General features: G+C 68.6%; 3 protein-coding genes. All 3 read right to left on the bottom strand.

Going from position 1 to position 2,778, the window contains the following annotated elements; all coding sequences use genetic code 11:
• On the bottom strand, positions 1-790 hold a 790-nt coding region (locus DBR22_RS24580), incomplete at its 3' end, for an amidohydrolase family protein (RefSeq protein ID WP_375134967.1).
• The gene (locus DBR22_RS15030) at positions 791-1,621 is read right to left on the bottom strand and encodes a bifunctional allantoicase/(S)-ureidoglycine aminohydrolase (RefSeq protein ID WP_108599692.1); all 831 of its coding nucleotides are present in this window, start codon (positions 1,619-1,621) and stop codon (positions 791-793) included.
• Positions 1,618-2,778, bottom strand: a 1,161-nt coding sequence (locus tag DBR22_RS15025) for a DUF6986 family protein (RefSeq protein WP_108599691.1), incomplete at its 5' end; no start/stop codon positions are given. The genes DBR22_RS15025 and DBR22_RS15030, both read right to left, overlap by 4 nt.

Genomic DNA, 2,778 nt, shown 5'->3' with positions numbered 1-2,778 from the left:
TCTCCACGGGGAGCTTCACGCCGTCGCGCTTTGCCGCGGCGATCATGGGCAGCGCGTCCGACGACGAGAGGTGCACGATGTGCGCACGGGCACCGGTGTGCCGGGCCCGTTCGATGACCTCGGCGATGGCTGTGTTCTCGGCACCGCGTGGGCGGGAGGCCAGGAACGTGGAGTAGCGGCCGCCGCCGGGGTGGGGCGCGCGCTCGATCTCGTGCGGATCCTCCGCGTGGACCAGCATGAGGGAGTCGAATGACCTGAGCTCAGCCATGTCCTCCTCCAGCTCGTCTGCGCCCAGGTCCGGGAACTCGTCCACGCCCGAATGCAGGAGGAAGCATTTGAAGCCGAATACGCCTTCCTCATGCAGCGGTCGCAGGGCGTGTCTGTTGCCCGGGACGGCGCCGCCCCAGAAGCCGACGTCCACGAAAACCTGGTCCTCGGCTACATCGCGTTTGAGCTTGAGGCCTTCCACGGTGGTGGTGGGCGGGATGGAATTCAACGGCATGTCGATGATGGTGGTGACGCCGCCGGCGGCCGCCGCCCGGGTGGCGGAGGTGAACCCTTCCCACTCGGTGCGGCCGGGCTCATTGACGTGGACGTGGGTGTCCACCAGGCCCGGGATCAGGATCTCGCCGTCCGCGAGCTCAACCATTTCGGTGCCGGCCAGGCCGGCCCCGAGCGGCGCGAGCGCTGCGATCTTCCCGCCACGCACGCCCACTTCATGGGGTGCGATGCCGGCGCCGGTGAGGATCCGCTGGCCCCGGATGACCAGGTCGTAGTGTTCTTCCGGCATTCAATGCCGCCCGGTGAGGCGGATCTGGCGGTTGACGTCCTTGTACAGGAGGTACCGGAAGGGGCCGGGGCCGCCGGCGTAGCAGGCCTGCGGGCAGAAGGCGCGGAGCCACATGAAATCGCCGGCCTCCACTTCCACCCAGTCATCGTTCAGGCGGTAGACGGCCTTGCCTTCGAGGACGAACAGGCCATGCTCCATCACGTGGGTTTCCGCGAACGGGATGGTGCCGCCGGGCTGGAACGTGACGATGTTGACGTGCATGTCGTGGGCGAGGTCGTCCGGGTCCACGAAGCGGGTGGTGGCCCAGGCGCCGTTGGTGCCGGGCATGGGACGCGGCTCCACGTCCTGGTCGCGGGTCACGAAGGACTTTGCGGTGAAGCCTTCCAGTGGTTCGTACGCCTTGCGGATCCATTGGAAGGAGGCTGCTTCGCCATCGGCGGGGGCAGGATTCCGGATTTTCCAGTCCGCACCTGCGGCGAGGTAGGCGTAGCCGCCGGCCTCGAGCCTGTGGATGCCGCCGTCGAGCGTCAGGACCAGTTCGCCCTTGGTGAGGAAGATGACGCCTTCGACGCCGGCCTCGGGCTCGGGCTCCTCGCTTCCACCGCCCGGGGCTAGTTCCACGATGAGCTGGCTGAAGGTGGTGGCGAAACCGGCGATGGGACGGGCGATGATCCATGACCGTGTCTTCTTCCAGCCCGGGAGGTTGGAGGTGACAATGTCCCGCAGCACACCCTTGGGGATCACCGTGTACGCCTCCTTGACCACCGCGCGGTCGGTCAGGAGCTGGGTCTGCGGTGGGAGGCCGCCTTCGGGGGAAAAGTAGGTGCTCAAGAATTTGCTCCTTGGGAATGAGGGGAGAGGGCCAGCCGGGGGTGCGCCAGGCCGGTCAGCTGGGAAACCCCGACGCCGGCAAGGGCCTGGACCTCTTCGGCACCAACGGCCCCGCACTGGACCCCGCGCAGGACGAAGGCTGCCAGCGCACGGGCGGTGGCGGGCTCGTCCATGACACCGCCTGGTATCCGATCGACGTAGCTTCGGAGCCTGGCCGCTGCGGCGGGAAGCCCCTGGCGGTAAAAGGCGTAGGTGGCGGCGAACCTGCTGGGCAGCTGGGCCGGGTGCAGGTCCCAGCCCTGGTAGTAGCCGCGTTCCAGGGAGCGCCGGACCAGCCGTCCATGCAGCTCCCAGGCGCTCTCCACGTTGCCGCCCACCGGGACGATGTTGGTGGAGCCGTCCGAAAGCCGGATGCCCGTTCCGGCGACGGCGAGCTGCATGACTTCCTTGGCGAAGTCTGCCACCGGGTGCTCCATGGACTGGTATTCGGCGGCGATCTGCAGGGACGCGGAGTAGTCATACGTCCCGTAATGCAGGCCGCTGATCCGGCCAGGGACTGCATGGGGCAATTGCGCCACCGGCGAGGTGCCGTCCGGGCCGAGGATCAGCTGCGGAGTTTCCACCTGGACCTCGAACCGCAGCCGCCCGGCCGGCAGTCCGTGGATCTCCTCCAGCCGGGACACCGCGTAGCCCATGGCCTGCACCTGCGCCACCGCGGTGACCTTGGGCAGGGTCAGGACCAGTCCCGCAGGGAGTTCGCCGGCGGAGGCCAGCCCGGAGACGAAGAGATCCAGGGTCCGCAGGCTGCGGGCCCTGGTGGCGGCTTCGAAGCATTTGAACCGGATCCCGATGAACGGCGGCGCGGAGCCGGCCGCGACGGCGGTGGCCACGGCGGTTGCGGCAGCAACAACGGCGGCGTCCTCGGCGTCGTCGCCCCTGTCCCCGTACCCGTCCTCGAAGTCGAGCCGAAGGTCCTCGATCGGTTCGCTTTCCAGCTTCGCCTGGACACGTGATGCCACGGCTTCGGCGAGTCCGGCATCCTGGCCCAGGAGGATGCCCAACCGTTCCAGCCCGCCATGGTCCGCCGCAGCAGCCAGCGCCAGGGAACCCCAGTCGGCGGCGAGCACCGGCGTGAACCGGTCGGCGGGGACGTACAC

The organism is Arthrobacter sp. HMWF013, from assembly GCF_003061105.1.
Classification (GTDB): domain Bacteria; phylum Actinomycetota; class Actinomycetes; order Actinomycetales; family Micrococcaceae; genus Arthrobacter.
The sequence above is the reverse complement of the archived record's forward strand: the minus strand, read 5'-3'. Positions and strand labels throughout refer to the sequence as shown.